Source organism: Nocardia sp. NPDC055050 (assembly GCF_053608345.1).
Genome location: NZ_JBSGVG010000010.1, coordinates 97207 through 113952, shown reverse-complemented (window position 1 = coordinate 113952; position 16746 = coordinate 97207). Strand labels below are relative to the sequence as shown.

Sequence of the window (16746 nt, the reverse complement as noted above, 5' to 3'; positions counted from 1 at the left end):
GGTGTCGGCGGGCGAGATCTACTGGGACATCGTCCCCTATGTGAGTCTGGCGATCCTGATCGTGGGCACCTGGTGGCGCTACCGGTACGACAAATTCGGCTGGACCACCCGGTCTTCCCAGCTGTACGAGTCCACGCTGCTTCGCATCGGCAGTCCGCTGTTCCACTACGGGATGATGGTGGTGATCGTCGGCCACATCATCGGGCTGGTCATCCCGGAATCCTGGACCGACGCCATCGGCGTGAGCCAGCACGTCTATCACATCCAAGCGATCGTGCTCGGCAGTATCGCGGGTGTCGCCACCCTCACCGGCATCGTGTTGCTGATCTATCGTCGCCGCCGCAACGGCCCGGTTTTCACCGCGACCACGCTCAACGACAAGCTCATGTACCTGGTCCTGGTCTGCGCGTTGATCACCGGGCTGGCGACCACCCTGCTGGGTTCCGGCGCCGTCGGTCCCGAGCACAACTACCGGGAGACGGTGTCGCCGTGGTTCCGCTCCATCTGGATCCTGCGGCCGCGCGGCGACCTGATGGCCGAGGCGCCGCTGTCGTTCCACATCCACGTGACGATCGCGTTGATCTTGTTCGCGATCTGGCCGTTCACCCGTCTCGTGCACGCCTTCAGCGCACCGTTGAGCTACTTCTACCGCCCTTACATCGTGTACCGCTCCCGGGCGACCGCCAAGCCTGATGAGCTGATCGGCTCGCGCCCGGAGCGGCAGGGGTGGTGAGTCACCAGGAGTGGGCGACGTCGACGACCACGCGGGTCGGGTTGTCGAAGGTGCTCACGCGGAAGGGGAGGCGGGCGCGGACGCCGAGGCCGAAGGTGGTCCGGCCTTCGAAGGAGCCGGCGAACGCGACTTGGCGGAAGGTCGGATAGCCGCTCGTCGAGAGCAGGTCGGTGCGGTTCGAGGGGTTGTATGTGCTGTTGCCCGCGTCGTCGTAGGCGGGGGCGAAGACCGCGATCTGGAGGAACCCGCCGCCACGGAGGGGGACGGTCGCGCCGGAGCCGTCCTGCGTGACGGTGCCTACGTACCCGACGAGGTAACCGGCGACGGGGCCGGACAGGTCGATGACGAGTCGGTCGAAGCACTCGTGGCGGCCCGCGCGCACATCGGCGACGGTGGCGGTGGAGTAGTTCGACGACGTCTTGTCCTGTGAACCCCAGGTGAGTCCGCAGTCGGACGGAGCAGCGGCCGCGGGCAGCATCGAGAGGCCGACGCAGGCGGTGAGTGTGGCGAACAGGACGAGGAAGCGACGCATGTCGCACCGCCTTTGATCTGGGGCCTTCGGGCTAGCGGAGCAGTACCGATTTATCGAACGGATCAGGCATCGCGTTAGCGTCGGTCCGGTGTCGGGTGCGCGGCGAAACGTAGGATCGCAGGTCACGAGTCAACCGGAGGTGGATGTGTTCCTGTGGGAGCAGCACTGCTGTCTGCCGTTGCGGCACACGGCGCGGGTCGCCGAGCTGGCTCGGTATCCGTTGGGGTCGTATCTTTCGGTGAACGTGGGGTATTCGGCGCAGACCAAGGACGATTCGCTGGCGCTGCTGCACCGGTTCCGCGACGACGCGGGAGCGGATCCGCGGTTGCGGCTGGTGGATCGGGTCGGCGATATCGGCGCGCCGGAGGTGATCTCGCTGGGGTTCGATCTGGAGGATTCCGGGCCGCTCGACGGCGATCTCGACAATGTGGAGCTGTTCTACGACCTCGGCGTGCGTTCGCTGCTGCCCACCTACAACCATGCGAACGCGGCGGGTTGCGGTTGTCTCGACACCGAGGACACCGGGCTCACCGGGTACGGAAAAGACTTGGTGCGCAAGCTCAACGAGGTAGGGATGTTCGCCGACGGCTCGCACTGCTCGCGCCGCACCGGGCTCGACATCGCCACGCACACCAGCGTCCCGATGATCTACAGTCACTCCAATTTCGCCGCGCTGTGGGAGCATCCGCGCAACATCAGCGATGAGCAGGCGCGAGCGTGTGCCGCCACGGGCGGGGTGATCGGCGTGAACGGAGTCGGCATCTTCCTCGGCCGCAACGAGCCTGCCGCCCGTGCCGAGCGGGTCACGGCGGTCGCCGATCACATCAGGTACGGCGTCGATCTGGTCGGGATCGACCACATCGGGATCGGATCGGACTATTCGTTCGACGGCCAGGAGTTCAACGACGAGATCCGCGACAACCCCGGTGCGTTCTCCGAGTCCTACACGAAATGGGGCCCACTCCAGTGGACTCCACCCGAGGACCTGTTCGGCGAATCCGAGGTGCCGGGCCTGGACGAGCTCCTCGCCGCGCGCGGATTCACGCCCACCGAGCGTGCGGCGATCTTCGGCGGCAACTTCGCCCGGGCCGCGAGCCACGTCTGGCGGGCGTGACCTGTGCCGAAGCCGGTTGATCGACCCCGCCGGACCGTGTTCGGTGCGCGGCGGGGCGTTCCGTGTCTCGCTCAGGCGAGGCGGACGAGCATCTTGCCGGTGTTGGCGCCGGTGAGGACGCCGAGGAACGCGGCGGGGGCCTGGTCGAGGCCCTCGTAGACGGTTTCGGAGGTGGTGAGGGTGCCGTCGGCGAGCCAGCCCGCGGCCTTGGCGATGTACTCGCCGAAGAGAGGGAAGTAGCTGGTCACCAGCATGCCGCGCAGCGTGATCTCCTTCGTCGCCGCGAGGTAGAGGTCCGGGGTCTGCTGGGCGGTGGCGCCGTTGTAGCCGCTGATCGCGCCGACCAGGGCGACCTGGCCGTGCTGGTTGAGCGCCTCGATGGCGACCTTCAGGTGTTCGCCGCCGACGCTGTCGAGGTAGACGTCGACGCCATCGGGCGCGGCGGCGGTGAGCTGACCGCCGAGATCACCGGCGCGGTAGTCGATCGCCGCGTCGAAACCGAACTCCGCGAGCAGCTTTCGGGCCTTGACGGGACCACCGGCCGAACCGATCACCCGCTTCGCGCCGAGCGCCTTGGCGATCTGGCCCGCGACGCTGCCCACCGCGCCCGCCGCGGCCGAGATGAACACGGTGTCGCCGGGCTTCACCTGGGCGACATCGGTGAGTGCGGCGTAGGCGGTCAGCCCCGTGGTGCCGAGCACGCTCAGGAAGTGCTGCGGCGCGGCGAGTTCCGGGTCGATCGGGGTGACGGTCGCGGCGTCGACGACGGCGTGTTCGCGCCAGCCCGCGAAGTGCGAGACCGTCGCGCCGACCGCGATATCGGCCGAGCGGGAGGCGATCACCTCGCCGACGGCTGAACCGTCGAGGGCCGCACCGAGTTCGAACGGTGGGATGTAGGAAGCTTTGTCGTCCATCCGGCCGCGCATGTACGGGTCGACCGACATCCAGGTGTTGCGGACCAGGATCTGGCCTTCGCCCAGCTCCGGCAGTTCCCGTTCGACGAGGGCGAAGTCGCCGGCGACCGGTGCGCCGTTCGGGCGGGCGGCGAGGTGGATCTCGCGGGTGCGGGTGGGCAGTGCGCGGGTGGCCGTATTCGACATGATCGAGCCTTCTTTCGAGGTCAGCCGGTGTTTCTCGCCGGTGATGACTACGTTATGGCGGCCGGGTTCACCTTCCCAGGTCCGCGCACGCCACCGCCCGGTCCGTTCACGACAGACCGGGCGGTGGTGGTTACTCCTAGTCGGCGACGGGCGTCGGCACCAGCGCGGCCGAGCGCTTGCGCGCCACGAACTTCTCGTAGAGGAAGAAGTACCCCTTCACGTACTGCCCCACGAGGATCGCGTTGACGATCGTGCCCTCGCGAATGAAATGCGGTGCGCCGAGGAACAGCAGGCCGATGCCCGCCGACAGCGCCAGCAGCGTGCAGTCGAACACCGTCTTGATGTTGCCCCACTTCCGTCCGGTCTTCTGCTGGATCGTGTTCACGAACAGATCGATCGGCATCAGGATCAGGTTCGCCCGGATCATCATGAACAGGCCCAATGCCAGCATCGCGTCGGCGAAGACCAGCAGTACGACATCGGCCGCGTACGGCTCGAGCTGGATCCACTCGGTGAGCCACAGGTTCACGTCGAGCAGCACCGCCAGGACCAGCGCCGGAATCATCGAGAGCAGGTAGCCGGCCTTGAATGCCTTCGGTCTGACCAGAAAGGTCAGGCCCAGCATGATGACCTCGAGGATGAGGTTGTAGTTGCCCTGGCTCAGCGGCGTGAACACCAGCGTCATCGTGCGGGTGAGGCTGCTCTGTGGGGAGATGCCGATCCCGGCCCTGATGGCGAGGCTGAGGCCGAGCGTGAGGATATAGATTCCGGCGACGTAGGTGATCCAGCGGCGGACCTTGTTTCCGTTGTCGATGACTGCCGCGTTGTTGTCGTGTTGCATTGCGGTGGATCCCTTGCTCTGGTAGCCGAGGCTATTTCATGAAGCCGAAGCGGTCGAGCGAGATGAACAGGGTGAGTAGCTTGTTGACGACCGGCTCACCTTCGTTGTGGTTGCCCAGCTTCGCCAGTGCGTCGTCGATCGAGCGGGTCGCTTCGACGAGCTCGGCGAGGTCCATATCGGCCATCACTCCGTAGAAGTCGAGCGGCAGAACGGCTTTCACCTGCGCATCCTCGGTCACGACGCAGCCGCCGACCAGACCGTCCAGGTGCCGGAGGTTCTCGCGCATCTCGGTACTGTCGCTGCCGACGACCACGAAGTAGGCCGCCGGAGCCGGCCAGAAGGTCGAGACCGCGCCGCGGTCGAGCGAAACGCCGGTGAACAGCGCGTTGACTATGTGGCGCTGCCCGTCGGCATAGCGCTGCACGACCGAGATCCGGTTGAGGCGAACGCCTTCGAGCTCGGGGACGACGACACCGTCGCGCACCGGGACCCAGACCTCCTGCGCGAACTTGAGATGCCCGCGTCCGTACACGTCGAAAAGCAGTACTTTCGCCCGCGTGCCGTCCTCGGAGATCTCGATCGGGGTGAGCTCGAGCTGCTCGGCGCGCAGGTCGGCGAGGCCGGGCCGGGGCTGCTTGGTCAGGACCGAGTAGTCGATGCCGACCGGTTCGAGCAGGCGACGGTCCTTGGCGACGAGCTTGCCGCCCTTGAACACATAGCGGGGGTTGATCGTGGAGAGGCTGTCGGTGAGCACGATGTCGGCGAATCGTCCCGGGCTCAGCGAACCGAGGTCGCGGTCCTTGTGGAACGAGCGCGCGGTGTACAGCGTGCCCATCTTGATCGCCTGGATCGGCGGCATGCCCATCTCGACGGCCAGCGAGATGACCCAGTCGATATGGCCTTGCCGCAGCACCCGATCCACCGAGATATTGTCGGCGCACAGCTGGAAGTTCTCGGCGGGCCAACGGCGTTTCACGATGGCGCGCAGCATCGTTCGAATGACCTCGGGACTGCCGACACCGAATTTGATCTGGGTATTGAGCCCGTAGCGGATGCTCTTCTCGATATCGTCTTCGTTCCAGACGTCGTGGTTGTTGTCGACGCCGATGGCGGGCATGTAATTCAGCAGCATGTCCGACAGTGAGGTGACGCCCCAGTGGCAGTTCACGAATCCCGCGTTCGCGCGTCCGAGCGCGGACTTGCGGAAATCGTCGGCGTTGCCGGTCATATAGGACAGGTGGGCCAGTTCGCCGAGGCCGATCACCGGATCCATCGCCAGCATCGCCTCGGTGACCTCGGGTGAGGTCTTCTTTCCCGGTGCGAAGGCATAGAGCCGGTACGGCAGCTTCTCGTGGTCGGCGAACAGCGCGCGGGCGGCATCGATCGCATCGTCGCCTGCGGCACTGGCGAAATCGAGCGTTTCCCCGAAAACGGTAGTCGTTCCGCTCGGCACGATCGCCTCACCGAATGCCGCCGGATGCGCGAGCTGGGATTCGAAGTGCAGGTGCGCGTCGATCAGGCCCGGAATCGCGTAAAGGCCCTCGCCGTCGAAGGATTCGCGGTATCGCACGATCGATTCGTCGGGATTCAGCGCGATGATGCGTTCACCGTGGATCAAGAGCGAACCGGGGTAAACGGATTCGGTGTGCACATCGAGGATATGCAGATTGCGCAGCAGCAGGTCGGCTTCTCGCTCCCCCTCCAAGATGCCGAAGATTGTCCGTACGTGGTCGTCTTGGGTGGCGACCTCGGTGGTCGAATTCTGCTGGGCCATGGTGGTCCTCACTTCGAAATTCACTGTTGCTTGCCTGTATTGATTGGACGCGACAAACACCGTTGCCCACAAGCATGCGTTTTCGCACGAGGTGTACTAAATTTTCGTACAGTTCCGAGGAGGAGGTGCGCAATGCTCCATTCGCGTTTGCTGCAGTACATCGACGAGGTGGCGCGTCTGGGGTCCATCCGCGCGGCCGGTGCCCGCCTGCACGTGGCGCCCTCGGCGATCAACCGCCAGATCCTGCTGTTCGAGGCCGAACTCGACCAGCCGCTGTTCGAGCGCCTGCCCCGCGGCATGCGCCTGACCCCGGCGGGTGAGGCGCTGCTCGCGCACATCCGGCAGACGCTGCGGCAATACCGGGAAACCGTGGCCGATATCCGCGATCTGCGTGCCCTCGGCAGCGGTGAGGTCGTGATCGCCACGATGACCGGCCTGGCCAGCAGCGTCGTCGCCACCGCCGCCGCGACGTTTCGTACCCGTCATCCGCAGGTCAGGATATCGATCCGCACCATGTCGACCCTCGATATCGTGCAGGCGGTCGAGAACAGCGAGGCCGACCTCGGTCTCGGTTTCAATATTCCGTCTTCCACGCGGCTCGAGACCTACTGGCGGATCAACACCCGGCTCGGAGTCGTTGTCTCCCCGCGTCATCCGCTGGCGGCCATGGACACGGTCCCGCTCGCGCAGTGCACGCCGTTTCCGCTGATCTTCGCCGATCGCTCGATGGTGATCCACGGCATCGTCGCCGAGGCTTTCGCGAAAGCCGATCTCGATATCCAGCCCGCGTTTCACACCAACTCGATCGAGACCATGAAACGGCTCGCGACGTCCGGTGAGGCCATCGCCTTCCTCAGCGAATTCGACATCGCCGAGGAAATGCGCGACGGTCGTCTGGCCTTCCGGCCGGTCCGCGACGCCTTCAGCGACAACGTCATCTCCCTCGTGCGACGGGAGAAACACGGTCACGGCCTGGCCAGTCTGCTGCTCGCCGACGAGATCGTGGGAGCGCTACGGCCCGGTGAGCGCGACTAGCGGGTCGCGGTGGGCGAGGTGCCGGTCCAGCGGTGGAAGGCCTTGCGCAGTGCTCGGTCGTCGGTGAACGCGAGGCGGCCCGCGACGGTGGCGGTGCTGTGTCCCTGGTCCAGCAGGGTTTTCGCCCGTTCGTGACGGAGCAGGTCGAGTTCGTCGCGCCAGGACGTGCCGTGTTCGGCGAGGTGACGTTGCAGGGTGCGCTGGCTCATGGCGAGGCTTTTCGCGACCCGGGGCAGGGCTGGATCGCCCGCGTCCAGAGCCGCGCCGAGGGCGCTGCGAAAGGCGTCGAGGGGATCGGCGATCGGGCGGGCGGAGGCCAGAACCAGGTCGGCGTGGCTGCGCATCAAGTCGGCCAGCATCGGGTCCGCGCGGGTGTACGGTGCGTTGGCGTCGTCGGCGTGGAAGGTGATCGCGTCCGATTCGGCATCGAATTCGATATCGGCGGTACCGAATACGGCGACCAGTCCGGAGTGTTCGGCCGGGGCGGCATGACCGAAGCTCACCCGGGTGGGCACGAGCGGTCGGCCGGTCGCTTCGCGCGCCCGGCGCAAGTAGTAGGCGAGCACGTACTCGTTGACCACCGAGGCCACCGCCGGATCGCTGGCCGACGTCCGGTAGCCGATGGTGAGATCCCCGTCGCCGGACAGGTCGAAACCCTCGGTGGCAGCGGTGACCAGGCGGTGGTACGGCTGGGCCGCGCGCAGCGAATCCACCAGTGTCGCACCGGTTGTCACCAGATAGTCCCAGGTGTTCAGTGCACCGAGTGGTGCGGCGGCGGCGATCGCGGCCCCTGATCCAGCGCCGGGCCGGGCGTGGGCGATCAATTCGCACAATCGCAGCAGTGAACCCATCGGGATCCGATTGAGCTCGCCGCGCAGAGTCGCCTCGTCGATGCCGGCCACGCGGGCCAGCTGGTCCTCGGCCACCTCCGCCTCCCTGGCCGCCTGAACGAGCAGCCGGACGAGGTGGGTGGACGCGGTCCCGTCGAGCCGGCTACCGATGCCTTCCGCCGACGCACCACCGCTCACCGGACCGACAGTACTGGGCGCGGTAGTGAGCGGTGGCGGGCCGACGTTGTGCTCAGGCCGAGGTTTCGATGGTCAGGCCCGCGTCGGACCAGTCCTGGATCCCCTCGCGGTACTTGCGAATGTTGGTGTAGCCCAGTGCTTCCAGTTTCATCGCTACGGCCTCGCTGTTGCCGCACGCCGCGTTCGAGCAGTAGGTCACGATGGCGGCGTCACGGTCGGGGAGCAGGTCGGCGGCGCGGTCGGCGACCTCGTCGGCGGTCAGGTTCAGCGCACCTGGCAGGTGGGCTTTCGCGTAGTACTCGGGGCCGAGGGCATCGAGCACGATCACGCTGTTCGCCGCTATTTCCGCGGCCAGTTCGTCGCGGGTGATGAGTGCGGTCATGGCGTTCACCTCATGTCGTTCGAAAGAATTTATGTGCGTGCACACGCTACTAGTTGTGTGCGCACGCACGCAAGTGGTTAAGGTGAGGTGGTGCCGAACGAACAGTCGTCCCGTCGTCCCGCGGTAGCCGCGTGGGCCGCGCTGCTGCAGGTGCACGCCGCCCTCGTTCCCGAGCTCGACGCCGAACTGCGCAAAGCCGCCGGACTCCCGCTGACCTGGTACGACGTCCTGCTCGAACTCGACGCCGCCGGACCGATGCGGATGAGCGACCTGGGTGAGAAGGTCGTCCTCAGTCGCACCAGGGTGAGTCGCCTTGTCGCGGAACTGGAGTCGAACGGCCTCCTGCGCCGCGAGCACAACCCCGACGACGGCCGATCCGCGATCGTCGCCATCACCGAGCTCGGCAGGCAGCGGTTCCGCGAGGCCGCACCGCACTACCTCGACGGCATCGAACGCCGGCTCGGCGCCCACGCGGACCCCGGCGAACTCGAGGCCCTCGCCGCCACCTTGCGCAAAGTGCTCGGCGCCACCGATCTGGCCGCGCCGCGTCCGCGTCGACGGTGACCGGCGGCCGGTCGGGGCACATCTCACCTATGTGGGGGACGGGTGGGTGAACTCCTCGAAACAGAGTTAGGCTCGGTGACGTGACTTCCCACTACGATGTCGTCGTTCTCGGCGCTGGTCCCGGCGGATATGTCGCCGCGATCCGTGCCGCTCAACTCGGCCTGCGAACAGCGATTGTCGAGCAGAAATACTGGGGTGGCGTGTGCCTGAACGTGGGCTGCATCCCGTCCAAGGCACTGCTGCGCAACGCCGAGCTGGCCCATATCTTCCAGAAGGAAGCCAAGACCTTCGGCATCTCCGGTGAGGTCAGCTTCGACTTCGGTGCCGCCTTCGATCGCAGCCGCAAGGTGGCCGACGGTCGGGTCAAGGGCGTGCACTTCCTGATGAAGAAGAACAAGATCGACGAGTTCGACGGCCTCGGTACCTTCACCGGCCCGAACTCGATCGACGTGGCCCTCACCAAGGGCGGCGCCGAGACGCTCACGTTCGACAACGTCATCATCGCCACCGGCACCACCACCAAGCTGCTGCCGGGCACCCAGCTCTCCGAGAACGTGGTCACCTACGAGGAGCAGATCCTCACCCGTGACCTACCCGGCTCGATCCTGATCGTCGGGGCGGGCGCGATCGGCATGGAGTTCGCCTACGTCCTCAAGAACTACGGCGTCGACGTGCGGATCGTGGAGTTCCTCGACCGCGCGCTGCCCAACGAGGACGCCGACGTCTCCAAAGAGATCACCAAGCAGTACAAGAAGCTCGGCATCACCATCAGCACCGGTGCGGCCGTGCAGTCGATCGACGACGACGGCTCCAAGGTCACCGTCCAGATCAAGGACAACAAGTCCGGCGCGATCGAGACCGTCACGGTCGACAAGGTGCTGCAGGCCGTCGGCTTCGCGCCGCGGGTGGAGGGCTACGGCCTGGAGACCACCGGCGTCGCGCTCACCGACCGTGGCGCCATCGAGATCGACGACTACATGCGCACCAATGTGGGGCACATCTACGCGATCGGCGACGTCACCGCCAAGCTGCAGCTGGCCCACGTGGCGGAGGCGCAGGGCGTGGTCGCGGCCGAGACCATCGGCGGCGCCGAGACGATGACCCTGGGCGACTACCGGATGATGCCGCGCGCCACCTTCTGCCAGCCGCAGGTCGCCAGCTTCGGTCTCACCGAGCAGCAGGCCCGCGACGAGGGCTACGACGTGAAGGTCGCGAACTTCCCGTTCCAGGCCAACGGCAAGGCCCACGGCCTCGGCGACCCGACCGGCTTCGTGAAGCTGATCGCCGACAGCGCGCACGGCGAGCTCCTCGGCGGCCACTTGATCGGGCCCGACGTGTCCGAGCTGCTGCCGGAACTCACCCTCGCCCAGAAATGGGATCTCACCGTCAACGAGGTGGCCCGCAATGTGCACACCCACCCGACGCTGAGCGAAGCGGTGCAGGAAGCGATCCACGGCCTCGCGGGGCACATGATCAACTTCTGAGATATCAGCTGAAACGGCCGGGTGCGCGATCGCGTGCCCGGCCGTTTGGTTTCTATTCGGTCTTTTTCCGGGCGTTGATTTGGTGAATCGGGGTCTTTACCACGATGATCGACAACACCTCCAGGTATCTGTTCCACGCTCGTGTTCGACATGTTTGCGTTCCATGAGATGGTCCCCTCACCCGGGTTGACTCGCGGTGGCGGGCACGGTTGAGAGGTTACGACTCGATGAGCAAGCGCATTCTCGGTTGGACAGCACGATTCGCGGCGGTCGTCGCGGTCGCTGTGGCCGGACTCGGCACGGTGACACCGGCCGTCGCTGAACCTCTTTTCCCCGGTGGCCCGGACGTTCCCGGTGTTCCCGCCATCGTTCCCACCGCATCGCCGTGCCCGGTCGTCGAAGCCAGGGCATGCATGCGGTTGTCGACGAACGAGGCGTGGCTGGTCGACAACGGCCGGGTGATCTTCGGACCCACGCCGATCTCGCACGGCATGGCCGGCTTCGAAACGCCGCCCGCGGTGACCAAGATTTCCTTCAAGCGGGAATTCCACTGGAGCACGATGCACAATGCGCCGATGCGCTGGGCCACGTTCTTCAACGGCGACATGGCATTCCACGTGGGTCCGGTCGATTCGAAATCACACGGTTGTGTGCGCATGACCGAAGACGGCGCCCACCGTTTCTTCGACTACCTGAACCCCGGCGACATCACCCAGGTCATCGCGTAGGTACCCGGACAACTCACCGGGCTGATCCGGCCCGGTGAGTTACCGTCGGTCCATGCGTCGGTGGTTGGTGGGCGGGGTTGTCGGCATCGTCGTGGTTTCGGCGGTGCCGGCCGGTCTGTATGTGTTGGCGAATTCGCGGACTTATCAGGTGGCGGGGCGGCTGGTCGATCGGGTGGAGACCGACGAGAAGGTCGTCGCGTTGACCTTCGACGACGGACCCACCGCGCGGACGCCGGACGTGTTGCGGACGCTGGGGGAATTGCAGGTTCCTGCGACCTTCTACCTGGTCGGCGCGGACCTGGCCGCGCATCCCGAATACGGTGCGGCGATCGTGGGCGCGGGTCACGAGATCGGGAATCACTCCTATTCGCACCGGCGCATGGTGCTGGTTTCCGGCGACACCGTGCGCGAGGAGATCGAGCGGACCGACGCCGAGATCCGTCGCGCCGGATATCCGGGGCCGATCAGCTTCCGCCCGCCGTACGGCAAGAAACTGTGGACGCTGCCGCACTACCTCGCCGACCACGATCGCACCTCGGTGACCTGGGATGTGGAGCCCGATTCCGCGGGGGGCGCGTCACGGGAGGCCATCGTGGGTGACACCCTCGCCGAGACGCGACCGGGATCGATCATCCTGCTGCATGTCATGTACGGGCCCGAATCTCTTGCCGCGGTGCCGGAGATCGTGCACGGATTGCGCGCGCAGGGCTACCGATTCGTCACGGTCTCGGAGCTGCTCGCGCGCTGAGCCGATCCTTGGTCGATGCCGTCTGCGCGGTGGTAGGTGTCCTGCGCCGCGCGGACGGTGTCCATGTTCGATTCCACGACGACGATCAGCGACTTCAGCTGGTTCGCGACCGCCGTGCCCAGTTCCGTGAGCCTGTATTCGACGCGGGGTGGGATCGCTTCGAGCACCTCGCGATGGACCATGCCGTCGCGTTCCAGCGCCTGCAGGGTTTGCGAGAGCATGCGCTCGCTCACGCCGTCGACCCGGCGGCGCAGGGCGCTGAACCGGACCGGACCGTCGAGCAGCGCGACCAGGGCGAGCACCCCCCACCGTCCGGTGATGTTCTGCAGGACGGGGCGGGAATGGCAATTGCGCGCGAAGACGTCGGCTTCCAGCGTGGGGTCGTGGTCCTCGTGGGTCGTCTCGGGCATGCCTCCATCGTACCCACTTGACGCAAGTGCCCACTGAAGGCATAGTGCTTACTAATAGTTAGTACTTGTACCGATGGAGGCAGCAATGACCGTGGCAGTGACAGCAGCAGGCGGAAAGCTCGGCCGGTTGGTCGTGGAGGCTCTGCTCGCCGCAGGGGAGCGACCGGTCGCGATCGTGCGCGATCCGAGCAAGGTGGCCGACCTCGCCGCGCGCGGCGCGCAAGTGCGGCAGGCGTCCTACGACGATCCGGCGGCTCTCGACGCCGCCCTGGCTGGTGTGGACCGTGTGCTGCTGATCTCGGGCAACGAGTTCGGCAAGCGAGTAGCCCAGCACACCACTGTGCTTCGCGCCGCCGAGCGCGCCGGGGTCGAACTGCTGGCCTACACCAGCATTCCGCGCGCCGACCGCAATCCGATGCTGCTGGCCGCCGAGCATCGCGGCACCGAAGAGGTGCTGGCGAGCGCCGCCGTGCCGACGGTGCTGCTGCGCAACAGCTGGTACTGGGAGAACTACGCCGGAGCCGTCGCGAACGCGGCCCAGTCCGGTGTCCTGCACGGCGCGATGGCCCAGGGTCGTGTCTCCGGCGCCGCACGCGCCGACTACGCCGAGGCGGCCGCGCGCGTGCTGACCGGCGAGGGCCACGAGGGCCGCGTCTACGAACTGGGCGGTGACGAGGCGCTGACCGGCGCCGACCTGGCGGCCGCGGCCACCGAGGCGAAGGGCTCCCCAATCCGTTACGCGGACCTCGCCAAGGACGACTACGCGGCAGCCCTGCGCGCGGCGGGTCTCGAGGAGCAGTACGCCGCCGTCCTCGCCGACGCCGACGCCGGCATCGGCGAGGGCCTGCTGGAGGTGACCACCGGCGATCTGACCAAGCTCCTCGGCCGCCCGGCGACCTCGGCGTCCACGGTCTTCGCGCAGTAGTCGCCGCCCCGATGACGGCAGCACAGGGGTAGCTCGCCCGGCGCGGGCTCACCCGGTGGGCGACCACCGCCCTGGTTCGGCCGGAGTACCCGGCGAAGCGGTACCGTCGGGGTTGTGGCTGATCAAAATCCCCGTCGACGTTCGCACTCCTGGCTGAGTGGATTGCTGTTCGTCATGGGCACCCTGCACTTCGTAGCGCCCAAGCCGTTCGACAAGATCGTGCCGCCGCAGCTGCCCGGCAACCCGCGGACCTATACGTACGGGTCCGGGGTTGCCGAGCTGGGTGTGGCGACCGCGCTGGCGGTGCCGCGCACCCGGCGCCTGGGCGGGTGGCTGGCCGCGGCGCTGTTCATCGGCGTCTTCCCGGCCAATATCCAGATGACGGTGGATGTGGTCGGTAATCCGAAGGCGCCCAAGGCTTTCAAGGCAGGCGTGCTGGCGCGGCTGCCGTTGCAGATCCCGATGATCGTGGCCGCGCTGCGCGTCGCCCGCCGCTGATCACACCCATTGCACGAGCTGGATGACGATCCCGTTGGGGTCGGTCATCTGGAAGTACCGCTCGCCCCACTCCTCGGTTTCGATGGGCGTCTCGATCGGGACGCCCTCGGCCCGCAGGCGGTCGTATTCGCGGTCGATGTCGTCGACGACGAACACGACGAGCAGTCCCTCGCCCGCGCTGCCGGCGATACGGGCGGGCTTGAACGAGCCGAGGCCGGTGCGCAGGTAGATCACGTCCATGCCCGCATCGGCCCGCGTCACATTGACGAACCCGTCGGCGGCCATCTTCTCGGTGAAGCCGAGGTGCTCGATCAGGAACTGGGCAGAGGTCTGGGGGTCGGCGACATTGAGCGAGAGAGCGGAAGCGCTGATCTGCATGGGGTCTCCTCGGTAGCGGTGAACTCCGTACGTTGTACGCCTTTACTGTGGGAGACTCCGCGCAGACTCGCTATATGACCTGGATCACACGGTCAGAACGTGTCACGCTCGATTCGCAAGGTCGTGATGGTCGACGCCAGACCCTCGTACTGATTGATCAGCAGCACGATCTCGATCAGCGTCCGCTCGTCGTAGTGCTCGGCCAGCGCGTTCCACGCCGCGTCGTCCACGTTCCGGGTGTTCACCAGCTGATCGGCGACATTCAGCAGCGCCCGCTGCCGCGGAGTCCAGCCCTCGGCCTCGGGACCTGCGGCAACGCGCTCGATCTCGACTGGCGACAGCCCCGCCTTGCGGCCCAATCGACGATGATGGTCGGCCTCGTAGTCGCATTCGCGCAGCTGAGCGACGCGCAGGATCACGAGCTCGGCCTCGGCGCGCGCCAACCTGCCACCCGGCATGAGCTTGCCGGAGAAATGCAGCCAGCCGCGAAAGAGCCCGCCGGTGCGCCCGAGGGTGCTGAACAGATGCGCGTCCTCGGTGCCCGACGCGCGGGAAAGTACTTGCCAGACAACCCAGTTGATCGGCCCGAGTTCACCGAACCGTCCCGGCGAAACGCGTGGTAGGGGCGCTGAATCCATCTCTGATCCACCTGTCTTCTCGAACATCGTCGGCCAGGATCGGAGCGTACTCGCCGGTATCCGCTCGAGGGGCCACTCCTGTATTCGTGCCGGTTTTCTTTGGTTTCCAGTGGTTTTCGGAACAGTTGCGCGTCATGATCGGTGGGTACCGCAGCGCGCAGCGGCGGTGTGAGGTCGCAGCACTGGTAGGGGAACATCGCACATGCTGGTTCGGATCAGACCGGGTGCCGAGCTCACCGGCGCCGAGCGTGAGCTCGTGGACTGCCTGCGCGCCTATCCGAGTACGGGGCTCGCACTGGTCGACTGCCGGGTGGGTGACCGGCGGCTCGGCGCGGTGATCGTGACGCCGCGCGGGATCACGGTGCTCGAAGTGAAGGGTTTCCGGCGACGGCAGAGCGGGCTGCTCACCGCCGCCGCCGACGGCACCTGGATGATCAGCGACAGTCCGCTGGATTTAGAAGCCGACACGTCGAACGGTCTCACCGACCGGGTCGAACACGGGGTGCACGCGGTGCGGGTCGCGCTGGAGCAGGCGTTGCAGGACAGCAGACACGTCTCCGGCGCGGTGGTGCTCGTGCCGTATCGGGGCGTGGTGGTGCGGCCGGCGCGCACCGCGCTGCGGCCGGGTCTGGACGTACTGGTCGCGAACAGCGTCGATGCGCACGAGCTGCGGGTGTACCTGGAAGGGTTCTCAGCGGGGCCGCGCGAATGGACGGTCGAGCGCGTGCTCACCACCTGCACGGCGCTCGGTGTGGTCGAGGCGCCATCGCGTGCCGAGCTGGTCGAGGAGGGCTTCGACACCCATCGACCCGCGCCGACTCCGGTGGCGCGGCAGGTGCGCGCATTCAGCGAGCCCGCCCCGCCGCCGGATCCGTCGCGGCGGGGAAAACTCGTCGGCATCGGACTGTTCGCCGCCGCGGTGCTCGGCATCTTCGTGGTCTTCGTGGTCGTCGGCGTGGCGCTGATCCAGGATTCGCCGCATCCGCGCCCGATGTCGGATACCTCGCAGACCTCGACTACCCGTGCGCCCACGTCGGCGACTCCGCGCAAGACCGAGTGCTGGCCGTTCCAGACGGACTGCTGATCAATCCCGCACAGCGCGACCGAGTTTGGTGAACGCGATCGCCTGCTCGGCGCGCACCCGGACGTGCGCGCGGGAGGAATCGATGTGGGCGGTGAGGGTGTGCAGGGCCTGTTCGTCGTCCCCGGCGAGCACCTGCTCGGCGATGGTGATGTGATCGGCTGTCATGGCCGCCACCCGCTCGGCGGTCGGCACATCCATCGTGCGCACCGGGCGAACCCGCAGGTAGACGGCGGCCAGTGCCTCGGCGAGGGCGGAATTGCCCGCCGCTCTGAGCAGCTCGGTGTGGAACCGCTCGTCGGCGGCGACCAGGTCGGGCCCGGGTTCCGGTGGGGTGTCGCGGTATTCGAGCCAACGGGCCAGCTCGGCGCGCACGGTGGGTAGGTCGTGCTCGGCCGGGATGTGCACCTGGACGGAACCACCCGCGGCGATACGCTGAAAACCACGGGATTCCAGCACGATTCGCAGTTCGTAGAGCTCGTCGAGTTCGTTCAGGCGTGGCCGGTACAGGTAGAGACCGTCGGGATGTCGCTGCACGAGCCCGTCGGCCTGGAGCCGGGCCAGCGCCTCGCGCACCGGGGTGCGCGAGACGCCGTAGCGCTGGGCCAGCCGTTCGGCGCGCAGCCGTTCGGTCGGCGCCAGTTCCCCGGTGGCGAGGTCGTGGCGGAGTTCGTCGTAGACGCGCGCGGCCAGCGGCACCCGCCGCCCGCCGCCGGCAGGACGCGCGTCCTCGCCCGATCCCCTCCCGGCCAT

At 66.9% G+C, this 16746-nt stretch carries 20 protein-coding genes; 10 read left to right on the top strand and 10 right to left on the bottom strand.

The features are described from left to right. Position 1: 1 nt before the first annotated feature. Positions 2–733 carry a respiratory nitrate reductase subunit gamma gene (narI, locus tag ACWGCN_RS13105; protein ID WP_387445881.1) on the top strand — a complete coding sequence of 244 codons (732 nt, stop codon included), beginning with the start codon at positions 2–4 and terminating at the stop codon, positions 731–733. Between the two features lies 1 nt (position 734). Here the strand turns inward: narI and ACWGCN_RS13100 are convergent, their stop codons facing one another. After that, the gene (locus ACWGCN_RS13100; protein ID WP_452457732.1) at positions 735–1265 is read right to left on the bottom strand and encodes an AMIN-like domain-containing (lipo)protein; all 531 of its coding nucleotides are present in this window, start codon (positions 1263–1265) and stop codon (positions 735–737) included. 139 nt (positions 1266–1404) lie between these two features. Between ACWGCN_RS13100 and ACWGCN_RS13095 the strand changes: the two genes are divergently transcribed. Next, positions 1405–2379, top strand: coding sequence for a dipeptidase (locus ACWGCN_RS13095; protein WP_452457733.1), 975 nt, complete (start codon positions 1405–1407; stop codon positions 2377–2379). Between the two features lie 71 nt (positions 2380–2450). Here ACWGCN_RS13095 and ACWGCN_RS13090 read toward each other — a convergent pair whose 3' ends face one another. The 3 genes from ACWGCN_RS13090 to ACWGCN_RS13080 form a co-directional block, all read right to left on the bottom strand. After that, on the bottom strand, positions 2451–3479 hold the full coding sequence (locus tag ACWGCN_RS13090) for an NADP-dependent oxidoreductase (protein ID WP_452457734.1): 1029 nt from the start codon (positions 3477–3479) through the stop codon (positions 2451–2453). Between the two features lie 136 nt (positions 3480–3615). Next, entirely contained in the window at positions 3616–4320 is a 705-nt protein-coding gene (locus ACWGCN_RS13085; RefSeq protein ID WP_452457735.1) for a YczE/YyaS/YitT family protein, read from the bottom strand. Between the two features lie 31 nt (positions 4321–4351). Further along, the gene (locus ACWGCN_RS13080; protein WP_452457736.1) at positions 4352–6106 is read right to left on the bottom strand and encodes an adenine deaminase C-terminal domain-containing protein; all 1755 of its coding nucleotides are present in this window, start codon (positions 6104–6106) and stop codon (positions 4352–4354) included. Between the two features lie 120 nt (positions 6107–6226). Here ACWGCN_RS13080 and ACWGCN_RS13075 point away from each other — a divergent pair, with 120 nt between their 5' ends. Then, positions 6227–7129: a LysR family transcriptional regulator gene (locus tag ACWGCN_RS13075; protein ID WP_378991161.1), complete on the top strand. Its 903-nt coding sequence runs from the start codon at positions 6227–6229 to the stop codon at positions 7127–7129. Here ACWGCN_RS13075 and ACWGCN_RS13070 read toward each other — a convergent pair. Beyond that, positions 7126–8157 (bottom strand): AraC family transcriptional regulator ligand-binding domain-containing protein, encoded by a 1032-nt coding sequence (locus ACWGCN_RS13070; protein WP_452457737.1) that lies wholly within the window; start codon positions 8155–8157, stop codon positions 7126–7128. The genes ACWGCN_RS13075 and ACWGCN_RS13070 overlap by 4 nt on opposite strands. A gap of 52 nt (positions 8158–8209) precedes the next feature. Next, positions 8210–8539, bottom strand: a complete 330-nt coding sequence (locus ACWGCN_RS13065; protein ID WP_452457738.1) for a rhodanese-like domain-containing protein — start codon at positions 8537–8539, stop codon at positions 8210–8212. A 90-nt stretch (positions 8540–8629) separates the two neighbouring features. Here ACWGCN_RS13065 and ACWGCN_RS13060 point away from each other — a divergent pair, with 90 nt between their 5' ends. The 4 genes from ACWGCN_RS13060 to ACWGCN_RS13045 all read left to right on the top strand — a co-directional run bounded on the left by ACWGCN_RS13060 (position 8630) and on the right by ACWGCN_RS13045 (position 12063). After that, positions 8630–9103 (top strand): MarR family winged helix-turn-helix transcriptional regulator, encoded by a 474-nt coding sequence (locus ACWGCN_RS13060; protein ID WP_378991156.1) that lies wholly within the window; start codon positions 8630–8632, stop codon positions 9101–9103. A gap of 80 nt (positions 9104–9183) precedes the next feature. Continuing rightward, positions 9184–10587 carry a dihydrolipoyl dehydrogenase gene (gene lpdA, locus ACWGCN_RS13055; RefSeq protein WP_378991155.1) on the top strand — a complete coding sequence of 468 codons (1404 nt, stop codon included), beginning with the start codon at positions 9184–9186 and terminating at the stop codon, positions 10585–10587. Between the two features lie 227 nt (positions 10588–10814). Continuing rightward, positions 10815–11315 (top strand): L,D-transpeptidase, encoded by a 501-nt coding sequence (locus ACWGCN_RS13050; RefSeq protein ID WP_378991153.1) that lies wholly within the window; start codon positions 10815–10817, stop codon positions 11313–11315. Positions 11316–11367: 52 nt separating this feature from the next. Beyond that, a complete protein-coding gene (locus ACWGCN_RS13045) occupies positions 11368–12063 on the top strand; it encodes a polysaccharide deacetylase family protein (RefSeq protein ID WP_378991152.1) in 696 nt (231 codons plus the stop codon). On the opposite strand, the gene ACWGCN_RS13040 is transcribed toward ACWGCN_RS13045, so the two are convergent. Next, complete coding sequence (locus tag ACWGCN_RS13040; protein WP_378991150.1) at positions 12024–12473, bottom strand: winged helix-turn-helix transcriptional regulator; 450 nt, start codon at positions 12471–12473, stop codon at positions 12024–12026. The two genes, ACWGCN_RS13045 and ACWGCN_RS13040, sit on opposite strands and share 40 nt — an antisense overlap. 85 nt (positions 12474–12558) lie before the next feature. Here ACWGCN_RS13040 and ACWGCN_RS13035 point away from each other — a divergent pair, with 85 nt between their 5' ends. Further along, a complete protein-coding gene (locus ACWGCN_RS13035; protein WP_452457739.1) occupies positions 12559–13398 on the top strand; it encodes an NmrA family NAD(P)-binding protein in 840 nt (279 codons plus the stop codon). 174 nt (positions 13399–13572) lie between these two features. Next, complete coding sequence (locus ACWGCN_RS13030; RefSeq protein ID WP_378991245.1) at positions 13573–13896, top strand: DoxX family protein; 324 nt, start codon at positions 13573–13575, stop codon at positions 13894–13896. Here ACWGCN_RS13030 and ACWGCN_RS13025 read toward each other — a convergent pair whose 3' ends face one another. Together ACWGCN_RS13025 and ACWGCN_RS13020 are read right to left on the bottom strand one after the other, a co-directional pair. Beyond that, positions 13897–14274 carry a VOC family protein gene (locus ACWGCN_RS13025; RefSeq protein ID WP_378991148.1) on the bottom strand — a complete coding sequence of 126 codons (378 nt, stop codon included), beginning with the start codon at positions 14272–14274 and terminating at the stop codon, positions 13897–13899. A 92-nt stretch (positions 14275–14366) separates the two neighbouring features. Beyond that, a complete protein-coding gene (locus tag ACWGCN_RS13020) occupies positions 14367–14912 on the bottom strand; it encodes a carboxymuconolactone decarboxylase family protein (protein WP_452457740.1) in 546 nt (181 codons plus the stop codon). Between the two features lie 202 nt (positions 14913–15114). Between ACWGCN_RS13020 and ACWGCN_RS13015 the strand changes: the two genes are divergently transcribed. Continuing rightward, a complete protein-coding gene (locus tag ACWGCN_RS13015; protein ID WP_379317422.1) occupies positions 15115–15996 on the top strand; it encodes an NERD domain-containing protein in 882 nt (293 codons plus the stop codon). On the opposite strand, the gene ACWGCN_RS13010 is transcribed toward ACWGCN_RS13015, so the two are convergent. Further along, positions 15997–16746 (bottom strand): GntR family transcriptional regulator, encoded by a 750-nt coding sequence (locus ACWGCN_RS13010; RefSeq protein ID WP_379317420.1) that lies wholly within the window; start codon positions 16744–16746, stop codon positions 15997–15999.